At 67.7% G+C, this 17,111-nt stretch carries 5 protein-coding genes and 1 pseudogene; 2 read left to right on the top strand and 4 right to left on the bottom strand.

The features are described 5' to 3' along the window. Nucleotides 1-114 precede the first annotated feature (114 nt). Entirely contained in the window at nucleotides 115-714 is a 600-nt protein-coding gene (locus VM95_RS34715; protein WP_052707759.1) for a hypothetical protein, read from the bottom strand. A gap of 1 nt (nucleotide 715) precedes the next feature. After that, a complete protein-coding gene (locus VM95_RS39420; RefSeq protein WP_052707758.1) occupies nucleotides 716-12,139 on the bottom strand; it encodes a LamG-like jellyroll fold domain-containing protein in 11,424 nt (3,807 codons plus the stop codon). A gap of 520 nt (nucleotides 12,140-12,659) precedes the next feature. Between VM95_RS39420 and VM95_RS34705 the strand changes: the two genes are divergently transcribed. Further along, nucleotides 12,660-13,196, top strand: coding sequence for a type 1 periplasmic-binding domain-containing protein (locus VM95_RS34705; protein ID WP_045704603.1), 537 nt, complete (start codon nucleotides 12,660-12,662; stop codon nucleotides 13,194-13,196). Between the two features lie 99 nt (nucleotides 13,197-13,295). Here the strand turns inward: VM95_RS34705 and VM95_RS34700 are convergent, their stop codons facing one another. Then, complete coding sequence (locus tag VM95_RS34700; protein WP_244179068.1) at nucleotides 13,296-13,661, bottom strand: nucleotidyltransferase domain-containing protein; 366 nt, start codon at nucleotides 13,659-13,661, stop codon at nucleotides 13,296-13,298. A 196-nt stretch (nucleotides 13,662-13,857) separates the two neighbouring features. Here VM95_RS34700 and VM95_RS34695 point away from each other — a divergent pair. Next, a pseudogene (locus VM95_RS34695) lies at nucleotides 13,858-15,299 on the top strand (NF041680 family putative transposase). A 209-nt stretch (nucleotides 15,300-15,508) separates the two neighbouring features. Here VM95_RS34695 and VM95_RS34685 read toward each other — a convergent pair. Beyond that, the gene (locus VM95_RS34685; protein ID WP_157882277.1) at nucleotides 15,509-16,774 is read right to left on the bottom strand and encodes a sacsin N-terminal ATP-binding-like domain-containing protein; all 1,266 of its coding nucleotides are present in this window, start codon (nucleotides 16,772-16,774) and stop codon (nucleotides 15,509-15,511) included. Nucleotides 16,775-17,111 lie beyond the last annotated feature (337 nt).

Here is a 17,111-nt window from a genome sequence, read left to right as displayed (position 1 = left end):
CGACCAGCGACGAGCATCAATCTCGGATATGTCCCCACCCATGAACGGCCCAACGAGCGAACCCAACAACCGTCACGGTAAGCACCGTTGCAGTACTAGACCAGGCGTGGCCAGTCACTCCCAGGGCCTCTCCTGCAGCTCCCAGCCCGCCTCCTCGTCCGTGTCGTGCAGGAATCGCGGTTCGGAGATGGACCGCAGTCCCATGTCACTGATCGGCCACTCGTCAAACCCATCGCGAAACAGCCTGAGTAGGAACTCCACCATTCCGTACGGGTACACCGACCAGGCCGCATGACAGCGGGAGTAGACGGCCACGGGCCAACGGTCAGGATTCTCGTCCGAGGTAACCCAACAGAGGAAGTCCTCCTCCGTGATCCCCCAGAGGAGCATGTCCTCAAGGTGGTACAGGCCAGCTTGGGCCGGATCCCTCCAGTCCTCCGCGCTCCCGGCGAGGATACCGGCGGGAAGTGCCGACACGACGTTCCCTGCAAGTTCGTCACTCGTAATGGCGGGCGCGTGAATGTACAACGCCTGCTCGATCGAACCGCACCCGAATGCAGCCATGAACTGCTGATAATCGGAGGGCAAACGCCGCCCGTACGCCGCCTCCACCGCCCCCCAGTCGACGACGTCCCCACAAGTAGGCCCGAAGCACGACAGAAGTTTCGTCAGCTCGAACATGACTTCCCTACCGTTCCGTGTGTTGTCGATCACGCTAGTACTTGAACTCCGTTGGCGCATACTGGCCCATGTTGTGCCATTGCTGGTCAGAAAGGCTGAACATCTCGTTGGGAACGTACTTGTTGAAGGAGATTCCGGGCACGCCACCTGGTTTGTAGCCATTGGCCTTCATTTCGAACCCGATGGGCACCACCCTATCCCCGTCGTACCTCGGGGTCACTGTGTAATGCACGACCTCCCCCTGTTCCACCGCCTCCTTGACCTTCTTCTCCCAGTGATCCATGTTTTCGATCCGATGCTCAGGCCCCCTTTTGTCCACTGCGTAGCTGTTGGCCGTGCGGGAGCAGGTGGCGATGTTCTCGTAGCGGTCCCCGTCGCCCCCCAAGGAACTGGCCAGCAGGTGGCAGGCGTTTCGCCAGGACCCCACCTTGTTGCCGTTACCCAGATCCCTCACGTAGTCCTTGGCCCACCAGTACCCTGGCGGCGTGATGGTGTCATCTCCCCTCGTCTTTGTCCCACTACCGTTCGGTTTGATGAAGTTCTCGTCGAGGCAGGCCTCGACACTGGTGGCCCGACTCCCACGAGCCACGTCTACCGGTGAATAGCTTCGCCAGCCGGTACCGAAGCCGTTCCGACAGTCGCGATCCTCATCCGTCCCAGGCGCGGGCCTACCACGCGGTTTCGGCTCGGGAGCCGGCTCTGGCTTGGCGAGAAGATCCTTACCAAGGTCTATCAGGGCGTCAGTGCCGGCGACGAGGCCGGGGCCGACGGTAGTGACTGTGCCGACGACGATCGTTGCGCCTTCAGCGACCACGGTGGTCACGGCCGCAGCACCGACTGCGACGATGGTGTCCGTGAAGAAGTCGAACGGGTTGGGGTCGGCATGGGGGCGGTCGTGGTCGTTGATCGGGCGGAAGTCCACTGGCGGCTTGGGCCGGGGCAAGGTGGGGCCGGGAGGTGTGCGGGGGCCAGGGCGCCGACGATGTGGCCCCGGGTGGCCGCGACCTCCGTCACCCGAGCCGCCCCCGCGAATGATGCTCCCGAGTTCACTTGTTGATATTGGCCCAGTCGACTGCGGTGGCTGATAGCCAAGACCTCCGCAGTCCGTTGTCCACCAGTACTTGTCGCAGTTGATCTGCGGCTTGACAGGGGGATCATCTGACCCGCCGGACCAGTCGTTCCCCTCAAAGTCACGCGGATCAAAGCCGGGCCCCTCGATGTACTGCTCACAAGTAATCGAGAAGCCGCGAAATGGGAAATTGGAAACGGGGTAACACGTGTAATGCCCTGACGGGTCGGTAGAGTCGATCGGGTCGCCGTTACCGTAGGTGAACCGGTTCCCCTGGACGGACGGGTTGGTGCCCAGCTGCCAGGAGTCACGCGAGGCGAAGGTGCCGCTGCCGGGCCGGTACCAGCGGGCGGCCATGTTGACGTCGCCCGAAGCGGGGTCGGTCCAACCACTTTGGTACCCGAGCGAGTTGCCAGCCCCCGCGCTCGCCGTGGGTTTACCGAAGGGGTCGTAGGCGGTGGAGCCGGCGACGCTCTTGGCGGCCGGGTCAATGGTGGCGACCACATCGGTGTGCTGGTCGCTGATCACCAGGCGCGGGTTGGGCATTGCGCCCGTGGTGGCCGTGCCGAGGAGCCTGCCGCCGGGGCTTCGGGTGTAGCTGGCGGTGCCGTCCGTGACGATGTTGTTGGAGCCACCGTCGTAGGTGAAGGTGGTGTTGCCGGTTTGGGTGACGCGGTCGGTCGAGTCGTAGGTGTAGGTGGACGGACCCTCCTTGACCATCCGGTTGAAGCCGTCGAACTGGACGTCCTTGGGCTGGTAGCCCTGGGCGGTGCTGCCGGTGAGGGTGCCACGGGCTGAGTAGCTGTATGTGGTGGTCCCGTCGTTGAGCAGTTCGTTGCGCTCGTCGAAGGTCGACGTGGCGCCCCCGGCCGAGGTCCGGTTTCCGGCCGCGTCCCAGGCGTACGCGGAGGCGGTAGCGCCGTTGTTCCACGAGGTGAGTCGCCCAGCCAGGTCGTAGCCGTACTGGTTGGTGGCGGCCCCTGCCGTGCCGGTAGTGGTCTTGCTGGTGATCCGGTTGTTGAGGTCGTAGCCATAGCCGATCGACGCGACGGCCGCCCCGCTCGGGTTCTTGATGGTGTCGTCGCGCAGCCGGCCGAGGTTGTCGTAGCCGTAGCTGCGGGTGCCGCCGGTACCGTAGCGCTCGGTGGCCAGGCGCCCAGCCGTGTCGTAGTCGTACCCGACCGTGGTACCGGTCAACGGGTCCGTTGCGCTCGTGACTTGGCCGGCTGCGTTGTAGCCGAAGGAGGTGGTGCCCGCCGCGTCGGTTCGGGCGGTCATCCGGCTGTCGCCGTTGTAGCTGTAGTTGCTGGCGCCGCCGGGGCCGGCGGAGGTGAGCAGTTGGCCGCGGTCGTTGTAGCTGTAGGTGTCGGGAGTGGCGCCGAGGGTGCCGGCCGATGTGAGGCGGCCGGCGGCGTCGTAGCCGAGGGTGCGGTTCGGGGTCGCCACCTCCGCTCCAGTGGCGGTCTCCTGGGTCAGGTTGCCCGCGCCGTCATAGCTGCGGCGGCGGACCACGCCTCCGGGCTCGGTCAGGGTGACGGCTCGGCCGGCGGCGTCATAGCTGGTGGTGAACAGGCTTTCGGCGGCGGTCGGGTGGGCGCTGGTAGGAGGCTCGACGGTCGATTCGGGGAGGCCGAGGCTGTTGTAGGTGTAGTAGACCGGGATGTTCTTCCCGTTGGTCCAGCGGGTTTTGCGCCCGCCAGTGTCGTAGCCGTAGGAAGTGGTGATCGTCTGGCCGGCGGCGACCGGTTCGACCTGCTGGACGATTTGCCCTGCCGGGTTGTAGCTGAACTGTCGTGCGTGTGCAGCGATGTCGGCGCTGGTCGCCACCTTGTCGGTGGCGCTGAGGACGTTGCCTTCCAGGTCGTACGTGGCGTACTGGGTGGCCACGGCTGCGCCGATGGTGTCCAGGTCGGTCGTGCTCACCGTCCGTCCCAGCCTGTCGTACCCGGTGACGGTCGTGGTGCCGTCTGCTTTGGTCACCCGGCCGGCACGGCCCAAGCCGTCGTAGGCCTGGCGGACGGTGAGGCCTGCGGGGTCAATGGCGCTGAGCACCTGGCCTGCGGCGTTGTAGGTGGCCTTGCTCGTGCCGCCGCCGGGCGTGGTGGAGCTGAGCTGGTTGCCCGCGTCATCCCAGGTGAAGGTGGTGGTGTAGGCGGCCGCTGCCGGGTAGCGCTCCAGTTGGGTGCTGGTGATGCGCCGCCCGAGGTCGTCGTAGGTTGACTGGCTGACCGCGCCCGTGGGACCGGTGGTGGCGAGCAGTTCGCCGTCCAGGTCGTAGGAGTTGGTGACGGTCGGGGTGCTAGTACCCCCGGATGGTGGGAGGGTGGTCTGCACCACGTTGCCGGCCTGGTCGTATCGCATGGTGCGGGTCAGCTTGAGGCCGGTCGGGTCGATGACGGTCGTGACGGGCCGGCCGAGCGCGTCATATTCCGCCGTCGAGGTCGGGGTGATCGTGGTGCCGGACTGCGGGTCGGTGTAGGCGGCACCAGCCACGGCTACCCGGTTGCCGTCCAGGTCGTAGGTGTAGGTGACCGTGTTGCCCAGCGCGTCGACCTGGGAGGTCGACTGGCCGAAGGTGTCGTAACCCATCCGGCCGATCGGCCGGACCTGCTGCGACTTGCTGCCGCGGCTGGTCGGGTCGAACGACTCCGCGCTGACCAGCGGGCCGGTGGTGACCGTAGGCCGGCCGGCCTCGTCGTAGGCGACGCTGCTGGTGTAGGCGGCCGGGTCGGCGCCGACCGCGTTCCCGTTCGGGCTGATGGTGCTGATCCGCAGACCGCGGCTGTTGTAACCGTTCACCACCACCGAGTCGGCGGGCTGGTTGCGGGCTGTCTGCTTGAGCACGTTCCCGGTGACGTCGTAGGCGTAGTCCGTCTCGGTCGAGCTCGTGTCCGCGCCGCCGGTACTGACCACGGTGGTCGGGCGATTCGCAACGTCGTAGGTGTACACGGTGGTGCGGTTGAGGCCGCCGGGGTCCACGGTCGTCCGGATGACTCGGCCGGCCGCGTCGTAGGCGGTGGCGGTGGTGGTCTTGCCGCCGCCCGTCACCTGCTGAGCGAGGTGGCCCGCGTCGTCGTAGGTGTTCTGCTGGAGCACCACGTTGCGCAGCGTGCCGTCGGTGTTGTGGTAGCCGTCGAGGTCGATCTCGGCGACGGTGTTGTCGTCGTTGTAGTACGTGTGGGTGGTGCGGCCCATGCCGTCTGTGTCGGTGGCGAGGCGGCCTGCGGGGTCGTAGGCACGGGAGCCGATGACCTGCCAGCGCGGTGCGGTCGGGGTGGCGCTGCTTCCGGTGTAGTTGGTGATGGCGGTCTGCTGCAGCTGCCCCATCGGCGAGTAGCTGTAGCTGTAGGTGGTGCCGGCCGCGTCGGTCCGGGTGGCGGTGTTGCCGTAGCGGTCGTAGGTGAACGAGGTGAGGTGGCCCCCGGCGTCCTTGACCTGCTTCACCCGGCTGGTGTCAGGCTCGTACGTCCAGGTCGTGGTGCGTGCCTGGTCACCGCCAGTGGTGTCGGCGACGGTACGGCTCACCTGGTTGCCGTCGATGTCGTAGGCACTGGTGGTCTGCCGGGTGTGTTTGGCACCCGTGACAGCGTCGGTGGTGTACGGCTCGGTGCGGGTGACCTGGTTGCCTTGGCCGTCCCAGGTGTAGTCGGTCTCCAGCGTCCGGGGTGCGGTGATGGTTCCGCCCGGGCAGTCGTCGCAGTTGAACGACTGGCTGATGGTGCGGCCCAGGTTGTCGTAGCCGTAGCTGGCCTTGGGCCGAAGTGGCGAGATGACGGAGGCTACGTCGCCGTTGTTCTGGTAGAGGTATGTGGTCTGTTGGTCGGCGGGGATGTTGTTGGGGTCCGGGTAGGCCACCGGGTCGAGCAGGCCGGTCTGGCTCCGAACCAGTCCGATCGGGGCCGTTCCACCGTTCACGGCCGGGGTGGACGCGTTGGTGCGCAGGGTGTAGCTGACCCGGCCCTTGGGAAAGTCCGGCGTCGCCGGGAGGGTGGTGGAGGCCAACTGACCGTAGGCGTCGTAGGTGTAGCGGGTGGTGTACGTGGTGTCGCTGGGGCCGGAGGACCGGGCGTCGCTGGAGGTCAGGATCTTGTCGTTGGCCAGGTTGAACGGGTTGCCGGCGTCGAGGTAGTAGGTGGCGTAGCTGGTCTGGCAGCTCCCGGCGCCGCGGCAGGTGGTCCGGGAGACGGTGTTGCCGCGGGCGTCGTGCCCGGTGGTGATGGTGTGTCCGTTCGCGTCGCTGACGGCGTAGAGGTAGCCGGCGGTGTCGTAGCTGTAGCGGGTGGTGTTCCCATAGCCGTCGCTACGGGAGAGCAGCCGGGAGGAGCGGGTGTCGTACTGGTAGGTCAGCTTGTAGCCGGTCGGGTCCGTGACGATCGCGGTGGTCACTGGTGTGGCGGTACCGCCGTTGCCCATGGCCTTGTAGTGGGCTGCCACCGTGGCAGCGTCGATCCGGCTGGTGTAGTAGGAAGCCTCCGCAATGTTGCCCGCGAAGTGGTCGGAGCCGCCGCCGGGCCAGCCCGGACTGGTAGTGCCGGCACCGAGGTAGACGTACGGGGTGCCATTGAATGTGATCTTGCGCCCGCTGGTGTCGGAGGCGCTGGCCTGTCCGTCGATGTAGATGGTCTGGCCGCTGTCGTCGGCGGCAAGGACCACCTGGTGCCACTTGCCGTCATTGACCGTCCGGTCGGAGGTCATGACGGTGTTCGGGCCCATCCAGAACTCGCCGTGGATTCGGCCGTCCGAACCGACGTACAGGGCAGGGTTCCAGCTGTTCCCCAACGGACCGCCCACCGGGAAGTCCTGGTAGCTGTACAAGGGTCCACCGCTCGTGGTCTTGAACCACAACTCGATACTGGCCGGCCCCCGGACGGGCGCGGCGTCGGCCGGTAGCTGGATCTGCGAGGTGGTGCCGTTGAACACGGCCGACCTCTGGTTGGGGTCGCTGGAGGGGCCGTTGCCGTTCAGCAAGACGTCGGTCAGGTTGCCGCTGTTGACGTCCGGACGGGCGGAGCCCAGTTGGCTCGCGGCGTACCAGGATCCGGACGGATCGTTGAGGCGCCAGTAGCCGACTGCGCTGTCCTGGATCTCCTCGGCGCGGTAGGCGCTCGCGGCGTCCAGGCCGCCTACCACGGCTGCGGAGGTCGCGCGGTTGTAGTGGGCGGAGACCGTGTCCTTGCTGAGCGGGTAGCGGAAGATCGAGAAGTCGGCGATGGCACCGTTGAAGTAGCCGACCTGGTCCGAGGGAGGGTTGGGCCAGCCACCGCCGGTCCAGCCGGCGCCGAGGTAGGCGTAGGCCGAGCCGTTGTAGGTGATGGGCAGCGCCGTGGTGCTGGTCGCGGTGGGGGCGCCGTCCAAGTAGAGGGTCTGGCCGTTGCTGTCGCCTGCCAGGGCGACGTGGTGCCAGGCTCCGTCCGTGACGGTGGAGGACGAGACCAGGGCGTTGTTCGCCGAGCCGGTCCACAGGGCGCCATAGAGCTTCTTGTCCGAGCCGATGTAGAGCGCCGGATTCCAGCGGTCGGTCGATCCGTTCGGCTTTCCGTCGATCGGGAAGGACTGGTAGCTGTACAGCACGCCGGGGGCGGTGGTCTTGAACCACAGCTCGACGGTGGCCGCGCCCCAGTGCTTGGGCGCGGTGTTGGGGGGAAGTTGCACGTAGGCGTTGGTGCCGTTGAAGCCGGTGGCCGTCGAGGTCCCGGAGGCCCAGGGGCCGGTCTGGCAGCAGGTGGTGTTGTGGTTGGTGCCACGGTTCTGGGCGAGCGCGGCCGAGGAGATCAGCTCGGCGGCCTGGTTGCCGGCGGTGTCGCCGAGACGCCAGTAGCCGGTGGGCTTGCCGTCCACCACCGCGGCATCGTACTGGGTGGCGTCGGCGGTGGTGGCGAGCCGGTAGAGCGCGGAGACGGCGGTGGCGCTCAGACCGTGCGGGTACGCGGCTGCGTCGGCGAGCTGGCCCTTGAAGTGGCCCGCCCGGTCGGCCGGTGCCTGCGGCCAGCCCCCGGTGACGTTGCCCGCGCCGAGGAAGACGTGGCCGGTGCCGTTGGGAATGATCGTGCCATTGAGCGGGCCGGCGGCCTGCGTGCCGTCGAGGTAGAGGGTTTGGCTGCTCTGAGTGTCGGCGGAGATCACCGCAAAGTGCCACTTGTTGTCCGTGACGGTGGCACCGCTGGCCAGGGTTGGTGCGGCATCGCCCATCCACAGCTGGGCGCGCAGCTTGCCGTTGCTGTCGACGTACAGGGCCGGGTTCCAGCGGTCGGTCGTGCCGTTGGGGGTGCCGTTGACCGGGAACGACTGGTACGAGAGCAGCACGCCGGCGCGGTCCGTACGGAACCACAGGGCGAGCGCGCCAGGACCGTTCTGCGGGGCGTAGGCAGCGGGCAGTTCCGCCCAGGAGGTAGTGCCGTCGAAGGACGCGGAGCCGGTCGAGCCGGTCATCGGGCCGGGTGAACCGAGGTCGACGTTGGCGTAGGTGCCGTTGTTGGGGGTCGGTCGTGGTGTGTAGACCTGGTTGGAGGCCTGCGCGCCGGCGCCGTCTGACAGCCGCCAGTATCCGTTTGGCCGGGATCCCATGACCGAGCCGCGGTATTCCTGGGAGGAACCGGTCACGGTCGGCTGCTCGAGCGACCAGGTGCCGCCGTTCTCGTCGGTCACCTTGGCGGCCCGGTCGTTGACGGTGTCGTAGGTCACGGCCAGCCGGGACTTACCCGAGGGAAGCTTGATACCGGAGAGTTCGACCGACTGCTGGCTGCCCGCCTGCCACAAGGACTTGACGGCCGGCGCCCCCAGGGCCCTGTTGTAGAAGGCGACGTCGCTGATGCTGCCGTTGAAGTAGTTCGCCTGGCCCGGCTGGCCGTACGGGTTGTCCGGCCAGCCGGAGCTGAGGAAGCCGCCGCCGACCGCTTCGGACCGCTGTCCGGGGGCGATCACGGCTCCCGGGAGCGTGCCCTGCGCGTCGCCGTCCAGGTAGAGGGTCTGGGTATTGCCGGCCGCCGAGAGCAGGGCGAAGTGCCACTTGTCGTCGTTGACCGGATTCTTGGAGTCGATGGTGTTCGACGGGCCGTTCCAGAACTTGCCGTGCAGCTTGCCGGACCGGCCGACGAACAGTGCGGGGGTGTAGTTGACCGGGGTGGTTCCGTTCCCCGGGAAGGCGTCGGCCTGGTAGCTGAACAGCACGCCCCAGCTGGTGGTCTTGAACCAGAGGCCGACCGAGGTGTACGAGGAGGTGTCCAGAACACTCGACGGGAGCCCGACGAAGCCGGAGGATCCGTCGAAGGTCGCGGCCGTGGCACCGGAGGCGGTAGGCCCGAAGGCGGTGGGGCCGGGCGTGCCAAGGGTGACACCCGTGCTGGAGTAGCGTGCGTTGTCGTTGCCCTGGTTCTCGGCCACCTCGCTGGCGGCGGTGCTGCCCGACTTCTCCCCGAGGCGCCAGTACGAGGCCGGCGCGGAGTCCAGGACCGCCGAGCGCAGGTGCGATCCGGTGCCGTAGGTGTAGGTGGTGCAGGATCGGGCGGTGTTCCCGCCGGTCGCCGGTGCGCAGACCTGGTCCAACTGATCGAGATTGCTGGTGTTGTACGTGTAGGTCCAGGCCTGGGCGGTGTTCCAGTCAGCCCCGGTCGCCGGGTCGGTGTAGACCTTCGCGACGTGCCGGTTGCCGGTCGTCCACTCGAAATGCAGCACCCGGCTCGACGATGTGTCCTTCACCGTCGTCAGAACGCCGTTGGTGTAACTCAGCTCCTGGGTGCGGCCGACCGCGTCGCGCACCAGGGACAACGCATAGCCGTCGCCCGAGACGACGTGGAACTCGTAGCGGGTACCGTCCTTGGCCATCAGGTCGAACCCGGCAGCGACCTTGGTGAGGGACTGGAACTCGCCCGATGGCGGCGTGTACAGGGCACCCTTGTTCGGGTCGGCCCCGAAGCGGGCCGCCCGGCCGCTGGCGGTGGTGAGGACGACAGAGTCGGTGCCGTCGTTGTCGGGCTGGACCCGCATGTCGAAGTTCGAGGTCCAGCCGTTGCCGAACAGCGTCGACGCGCGCGGATCCAGGGAGTTGTACGAGCGGTTGACCGTCAGCGCCGGTCCGATGCTCTTGACGTCCGCGTCGGTGGCTGCCGTGGTGTAGTTGCCGACCTTGGCGTCGAAGGGACGGCCGGCCCCGTCGCCGACCGCACCGCCCAGGTGGGAGGTGATCACCGGCTGTTGGACCTGAGTGGAGAAGGAGACGGTGCTGGACAGCGGGCTCTCACCGATGTGGTCGCCGACCTTGACGTTCCACAGGTAGCCAGTATTCCAGGCGAGTTTGCCGGTCGGTACCGCCCACGAGGTGCTGGACTGCCAGCCCGATTCGGCAATGAGCTGGGGGTCGCCCGACGACGGGTTGGTGTAGACCCGGAAGTCGTAGTCCAGCCCCGTACCGGGATAGTTGTCCGGGTCGTGGCCGGTGGCGTAGAGCTGCGGGGTGAGGTTGCCGACCACGGTGTTGTTGGGTGGCGCCAGTACGTCCAACTGGGGAGCGGTGTTGGCCCCGGAGACGGTGTTGCAGGTGCCGAAGGGTATTGAGTAGGAGTCGTGCAGGGACGTGGTTCCGCCGACGTACCCGTCCCAGCAGAGGTAGTAGGACCGGCCGAGCGGCAGTGGCGGGATCACCCCGTTGACTGTCACGGAGTCATAGGTCTTGACCAGTCCGGAGACGCCGGTGAGCGGAGCGTTGAACCATTGCTCGTTCCAGTTCGAGTCGAACAGGCGGGCCTTGACCTGCATGCTCTGCGAGTTCCACCAGTTGGCCGCCATGTTGGTCAGGGTGACCTGCTGGTAGCCGGGCGTGTTGTAGGTCGGCGGCATGTAGCTGCCGGCCGGCGCGTAGGTCGCCGCCCAGTCGCTGTAGACGATCGAGAGGTAGGGCGGGTAGGCGCTGTTGGCGCTGGAGAACTTCTTCCAGTGGTTGGAGTCGGTGGTGCTGGCCGTCAGCGCGAGGCCGTAGTTGGCACCGCCGCGGGCCCAGCTCTCGACCAGTTGGACGCCCGGGTCGTTGTGGCTGCGCCCCAGGTCGATGGGCTCCCACATCGCGCCCCCGCACGTTTCGCCCGCGGAGAAGCTGGCGGTGCCCATCTGCTGGCCGATCGATACACCTGGGTAGGTGTTGATCGTCGCCGGGTCCCACCCACTGGTGATCTGGTTGACGTACACCGGGTGCGGCGAGCACTCGTACGAATGCGTGTTGTTCAGGTTGAGGCTGACGGCGTGCAGGTAGTCGTTCTGCAGCGCGCCGGCCACGCCGGGGAAGTAAAGGTAGCTGTTCACCTTGGAGGCGCCGCCGTCTGAGGTGCCGATCCGCAGTAGCGGGTCGGTCGAGAAGTTCGCGGTTTGGTCGGACCGGACGAAGGTCGACTGGCCGACGCCAATGGACGTGGTCGACGGGTCGACGGTGATCGGGAAGACACGCTTGGGATCGTGCAGCCAGGTTTCGTCCAGGTCCATCTGCAGAGCGGGAACGCCGTTCTGATCGATCAGGCGGTAGTGGACGCCGTCGCTGACCACGCCGTCGCCGGAGGCCGGGTCGACCTTCGCGTCCATCATGAAGCCGCGCGGAATGGTCAGCCGAACCGCGCCGGAGGCGTCCTTGAACTGCACCTCGCCGGCCGGCCCGATCGCCGGGGTCAACCCGGTGGCGTGCAGCGGGAAGAGCCAGCTCGTCGGGGCGGTCGCATCATGCAGGACCAGCGATTCCTTGATGCCCTGGGCAAGGCCGTTGTAGACGACGTCACTTGCGGGGCGCGCGAGTGGGTAGGTCAAGGTGTCGCCCTGGACGACACCGCGAACCGATGCCGCGCCCTGCAGGCCGTAGGAGACCGTGTGCCCGGAGTCCAGGGACCAACTCACGACCGAGGGATCATCGGACTTGACGGCAAAGGTGGCCTGCTGGCTGTTGGCCTGCTCGGCCCAGCGACCGGAGCGGTCGAGCGAGAAGTTGGTGTTGATGTCGCCCCAGCTGCCGTCTGCCTTCCGGTAGTGCACGGGCCGGGGGTACACGCGCAGAGTCCTGGTACCGTCCGGGTTCTGGTAGACCGAGGTGCTGTCGGTCCGGGCACCGGTGACCTCGGTGCCCTCGGCGGACGGCGCCGGGGAGCCGGCACCGGTGGCCGCGTCGTTACGGGCCTGGAGGTCCTGGGCCGAGGGCACCGCGGACTTGGCGCCGCGGTTCTTCGTTCCCTTGTCGTCCTTGGTGTCGTTCTGCGGTGCGGCAGCCTTCGGCTGCGCCGGACCGCCGGACCGTGGAATGCCGGGCTTGGCATCACCGGGGCGGTGTTCCAGTGACGGCGGCGGGGTGACGGCCTCGCCCTTCACCGGGGTCTTGGGTTGCCCGTCGCCCGAGGGGTGAGTGGTGGTGTCTCCGGCCACCGCTCTGGTCTCGGGCAGCTCGCCTGGGCCCGCCTGGTGAGCGGTCCCCCCGGGAGTGCCGCCGTCCTTCTTGGTTTGCGAGGACGAAACCGTGTGGCTCCCCTGGCTCGGGTCACCACTGAGCTGTTGCGGGGTGTTCGGAGTGGCCGTCCGGGCCGGCGCATTGGCGGCAGTGAACGCACTCGCCTCCTGAGTACCGACCGTCAGCAGGACACCCAGGGCCGTGATGAACGCAAGCCAGCGACGCATGGCCAATCCCCCACAAATACCGACGAAGCAGCCGAGTCTCCCCTGGCTCCGGCCCGCCTCCTTCCTATCCGGCTCAAGCCCTTTCGGTACAGATCAAAATCGACAACCCCATGGTCAATTGATGGAATTACCTCCCATAATGCCCGCATATGATCTTCAGACTTTTTTCATGTTCTTTACCTGGAGAGAGAAACCGCTGGGCGAAGCTTGACGTCACCGCTGGACTCCGTCGTCCACGCCAACGACCACCACGCGCCAGGAGCAGCCCGTCATGATGTTCCCCACCAGCCCGCACGTGCGCTGGGCGCTCGGACTCGTCTCAGCCCTGACCGTCGCCACTGTCGTCGCGCTGCTCACCCTCGGGACAGACGACACGGCGGACAATCGACCGGCCCCGGTCACGCCTTCAAACATCGCCGGACGCCGCACCGCCTGCCTGACCGGCGACACCACCGAGGCCGGCAATCGGACTGACACGAGTACGATCTGGGCAGCCCTCCAAGAGGCATCCCAGCAGGGCCAGTTGAATGTCCAACAGCTATTCCCTGCAGCCACCACCGCCGACCAGGCGCTTCCCTATCTCGCCGGACTCGCTGCTCAGCATTGCGACTTGATCGTCGCAGTTGGCCCCACCTTCGGGCAGGCACTGAATGCCGCGGCCAAGGCCAACCCGCACACTTCATTTGTCGCCGTGACCGTCGAAGGACAGCCCTCGCCCGCCGGGGTCGCCACGATCACGGGCAGCGACACCGACAAAGCGGCCGAAGTCCGCCGCCAAGCGCTCGCACTGCCCTCTCCTGGGCACTGAGCCGTACAGCCGCCTACAAACACGGGCATCCACGGCTGCCGCCCCCTCCACGAGGAGGACGACGACCTCGACGGACAGGTCCGACAGGCCCCCGGTCGACTAACAAGCGGCGAGCAGATCGGCCAGAATGCCTGACGGATCGTGTAGCACGCGGGCGCCGTCCGTCACCACGCGACGCGTCCCCGGATCGACGGGATCCGTCTTCGCCCAGGTCGGAGAGCCGGTCCCGACCTCGACCTCGAGCCCGGAGGCCATGGAGTAGCGCCGTTCGGTGATCGGCCCCCACTCCTGGGTGCGGATCAGTTCGCCCAGGCCGAGTTCCCCGGCCCAGGCGGCGTCGTCAAGGTATCGGGGCTCGTCCGTGGTGAGCAGGACGATGTCGATGTCGGAGTCGGGTCGTGCGGCGTTGCGGGCGCATGATTCGACGAGGAGCAGACCGACGAGTCTTCGCGGCCTCTCACCCACCGCGTGATGCGATCGATGACCTCGTCGATCTCAGCGATCCGCTCCGGCGACAGCGTTGTCGAACTGCTTAGCTTGTTGTTTAACCTCGCAGGTCACCCGACCTGCTGATCTGTGGTTCTTCCCGGGACAGCGGAGGCGGCCGTTCCCCACGCTTCGAGGTGTCGAGTCAGGAAGCAAGAGAGAACGGCCGCTGCCCATGAGTGTCCCGGTTGAGGCTGCCGCAGGTGCGGCGTTGGACGTGTTGTCCCGCTTTCGGGTCGAGTTCTACGAATGCCTGTACGTCCGCGCCGATGCCCTCTTCGAGCTCACCGACGCGATCCTGTGCAAGGACGGACCCGTGCGAGCGTTGGTGGACCTGAGTCTGCAGGCCGAGCACCGGCGCGGGCACGGCGCCCTGTACCAGGCGCTGAACACCGGCTGGGTCGAACCGGCCCGGCTTCGCGCCCTGCTGGCCTCGCTGCCCGTGCCGCGCGCGGTCGAGGGCCGGATCGTGCTGGCCGTCGACATCTCCAACTGGCTGCGGCCGGACGCCGAGACCAGCCCCGAACGGCTGTTCTGCCACGTCTACGGGCGCGGTCGCAGCAAGGACCAGTTCATCCCCGGCTGACCCTACTCCTTCGTCGCCGTGCTGGAGTCCGGCCGCACCTCCTGGTGCCGGCTGCTGGACGCGGTCCGACTCGGCCCGGCCGACGACGCCGCGGCGGTCACCGCTGCACAACTGCGTGACGTCATCGGGCGGATCGTCGCAGCGGGCCACTGGAGGCCGGGTGAACCCGAGTTGCTGATCGTCGCCGACGCCGGCTACGACCTGGCCCGCCTGGCCTTCCTGCTCGCCGACCTGCCCGTGGAGGTGTGCGGCAGGCTACGTTCCGACCGGGTGCTGGCCAGGGACCCCGCTCCGCACAACGCCGCTCCTCGGCCGGGCCGCCCACGTATGCACGGCACCCCGTTCGCCCTCGCCAGGGCCACCACCTGGGGGATCCTCAGATCGAGACCCGGACCGCGACGACACGCTACGGCACCGCCATCGCCAGCGCATGGGACCGCCTTCACCCCCGGCTCACCCGCCGCTCGGCCTGGATCGCCGACCAAAATGCCGAACTCCCCATCCTGCATGGCCTCGTGGTCCGCCTGACCGTCGAGCACCTGCCCGGCGGGCGGGACCCGGACCCGGTATGGCTGTGGTCCTCGCGCCCAGGCGCCGACGCCCGCCACGTCGACCAGCTCTGGCAGGCATACCTGCGCAGATTCGACCTGGAACACACCTTCCGCCTGCTGAAGCAGACACTGGGCTGGACCACGCCCAAGCTTCGAGAGCCAGCCAGCGCCGACGTCTGGACATGGCTGATCATCGTCGCGCACACCCAGTTGTGGCTCGCCCGCCAAGCCGTGAAGGATCTACGTCGGCCCTGGGAACGCCCACTGCCGGCGGATAAGTTGACGCCCGCCCGGGTGCGACGGGGATTTCGCAACATCCGCGCGAAGGCGGCCCGACCGGCGGCTGCACCGAAACCCTCCCGCCCCGGCCCAGGGCGCCCCCTTGGGTCGAGCAACCGAGCGAGAGCGCCCCGCCACACACCGGGAAAGACCGTCAAACGCGCCGAGACGCTCGACCAGCACTACGGCCGCACAGGTTAAAGATCAAGCTCAGGAAGCTAACCGCGTGCCTGATCTGCACCTCGTCGCGGAGGCCCGCCCGACCGTGGGACCGCCAGTCGGCGAGGACCCGGCGCCAGCGACCGGCGTGGTCCCGCGCGTTCTCCGGATAGGCGTGCGGCAGTTCGGCGAGCTGGGCGACGTCCGCCCAGTCGATCACTCCCGACAGGGCGGCCTCCTCGACGGCGAGGTCAGACAGCGGCGCCACCACGTCGTGCGGAAGCGACAGCGAGAGCTGGTCGGCCACCTGGTTGCGGGCCCGGTCCAGGAGTGCCGCTCGAAGGGTGTGCTGAAGCCTGGCCGGAGCAGTCGCGTCGGACTGCGATGGCAGCGGAATGAGGTGCCACGCCGAGGGTGCGACGTGGCCGAGGACGTCGAGAACGGCCGCCTCCCAGATCTGCGACCAGCGGGACCAGGGCGTCGTTCAACTGGCTGGTGGCGAACTCCTCACGACTGATGACGGGATCGAACTGCGCGTTCACGCGCACCGCGACGTCCAGCGGCACGACCGGCAGCCCGGCGTGCACACTGCCGGCCGCGCCGGAACCGAGGGGGAGCGCTACGGCGACCGGCATCGACGATCCCGAGGCCTTGTGACGGCGTGTCCCTTCGCCGAACGACGCGACCCGGGTGTCGTACACCCGCCACAGCGCGCCGTCGGTCGTACGGGCCTCGCGGACGCCGACGTTCGCCGCCGTCCCGCCGACCATAAGGCGTTGCTGCCCGACGTCCCGCCAGGACAACCGCAGCACGGCGCTCGACCGGACCTTACTCGAACGCGCCGCGCCGGGCTCGTCCCTCAGCACGGTGATCTGCTTCAGATGACGCAGGAACATCAGTGAACTGTCGCTCCAGGTGTCGAACCACCGGAAAAGCTCGGCCGGCGACAGAGTGTCGCGTTCCAGGGGGATTCTGAAGACTGTCCAGGCCTCGTCGGCGATGTCGCCCGGCAGATCCAGCGGCTCGACCGGCTCCAGGTTGAGGTCGGCGAAGCGGACATGGAAGGGGTGGCAGTGCACCTCCCAAGCCGTGGACAGCGCCCGCAGTGTCGCCAGCCCGATGCCGAAGCGCCCGGTGGCCTCGGCGTCGCGGGTCTTGCCGCTGAGCCAGGGCAGACCGAGGAGGAGCAGGTCCGGCAGGCGCACCCCCTGGCCGTCGTGCGCGATCAGGAGTTCGGTCGACCGCCAGACGAAGCGGATCTCGCCCGCACCCGTGTCATCGGCGTTCTGCACCATCTCGGACAGGACCTGCAGCCGGTCCGATGAGAGCGTCTCGGCCCCCTTCTGCCCACCCTCGGCCATGAGCCGGTACACCCCGAGCCCGTTGCGCAGGCCCTCGTCGAGCAGACGGACGGCCTGAGCCGCCTGCCGGACGCTGCAGATGTCGAAACCTGGATCCGTCCGAGGGTCCCCGAGGAGCTTCTCCACCGCCGCCGAAAGTGCTTCGTCGCCGTCCACACACATCCCCTTCCCTGTCTCCGGCCTTCGTGGAGAGCCTCGTCGCCGAGGAGCAGCCAGGTGATCACGATCGCTGAGATTCCGCCAACGACCGGCGTGTCGTGGTCGCCTCGGACACGCGCCGGCCGGGCGTCAAGCCGGGCGCCGCGGGCGTTCCGAAGCCGGCGGACGGCTTGAACCGCCGCCACAAGAGCGGCTGAAAGAGCAGCCCCGTGCGCCCTGATTGTCGGACCCGGATGCTAGTACTGCAACGGTGCTTACCGTGACGGTTGTTGGGTTCGCTCGTTGGGCCGTTCATGGGTGGGGACATATCCGAGATTGATGCTCGTCGCTGGTC

The organism is Streptomyces rubellomurinus (genome assembly GCF_000961885.1).
Lineage (GTDB): Bacteria > Actinomycetota > Actinomycetes > Streptomycetales > Streptomycetaceae > Kitasatospora > Kitasatospora rubellomurina.
This window is presented reverse-complemented; position numbering and strand designations above follow the sequence as displayed.